This window comes from Lachnoclostridium sp. (assembly GCF_031997925.1).
Classification (GTDB): Bacteria; Bacillota; Clostridia; order Lachnospirales; family Lachnospiraceae; genus Lachnoclostridium.
Genome location: NZ_DAMADT010000031.1, coordinates 1 through 898, shown reverse-complemented (window position 1 = coordinate 898; position 898 = coordinate 1). Strand labels below are relative to the sequence as shown.

Below are 898 nucleotides of genomic sequence, written 5' to 3'. Positions count from 1 at the left end.
AGCCAATCACGCCATTTGTGGAACGAGTTCAGGAGTTATATAAGGAAAGAGGGGTATCTACTATTCTTGTAATAGGGGGTAGCAGTGAGTATCTTTCGGTTTCGGATCGAATTTATATGATGAAGGATTATCAGATTCATCAAGTGACAGATGAGGCAAAACAATTCAGAGAGCAGTGTGCTTATCAGGTTGAGGAAATGAAGAAATCAATGGTTAAGCAAGCAGACTGGTCTAATACAGAGCAGATGGATGTGAATTATTTAACGACGTATCCAGACGGATCTTCAACAGAGGTTTTGAAGGTATCGGATTTAGGATTCCTTGTGTTAGGAGAAGAACAGATAGATATCCGTATGATTCATGATATCGTATCCATTCCACAGTTAAACGCAATCGTTTTTTTATTGCGGAAACTGATTAATCGAGTAAATCCAATGGAGCGTTTCCAGAAGTTTTCTTTAGAAAAATTAGAAGGTGAAGAGACGGAAGCTAAATGGATTCACGTGGAGAAGGAGGTTGTGGACTTATTAGAAGATGTGATGGAAGTCGGGTTAGAGTCTACCTATTCCCCTTTCTTTACAGAATGCGGTAGATGGATGGATCTTCCGAGAAAATATGAAATGTTAGCTGTGCTTAGCAGAATGAGAGTTGGAACGGTTATAGGCAAAGAAGATTGGGAAAGCAAGTTGTGATTTCTTTCAGACTGATATGATAAACTATACTATCCGAGAAGATTTTACAAATTTCCGTAATTTAACCTCATCAGGGAAGTCCCCCGCTTCTGTAAGCGGGGGACTTCCCTGTTTCAGCAGGAGTTTAAGTCCTGCTGATATGCCACGTAGTGGCAATGAGGTTATGAGCAAGGAGCGTAAGCGGATTGCGAATATCCGCTGTGATT

At 40.6% G+C, this 898-nt stretch carries 2 protein-coding genes; both read left to right on the top strand.

Annotated features, from left to right (window positions below):
• Window positions 1–692: P-loop domain-containing protein (locus tag RTP52_RS16310; protein ID WP_312372510.1), on the top strand; the 692-nt coding region annotated here is incomplete at its 5' end.
• Window positions 693–708: 16 nt separating this feature from the next.
• A partial coding sequence (locus RTP52_RS16305; RefSeq protein WP_312372509.1) for a hypothetical protein occupies window positions 709–898 on the top strand: 190 nt, incomplete at its 3' end.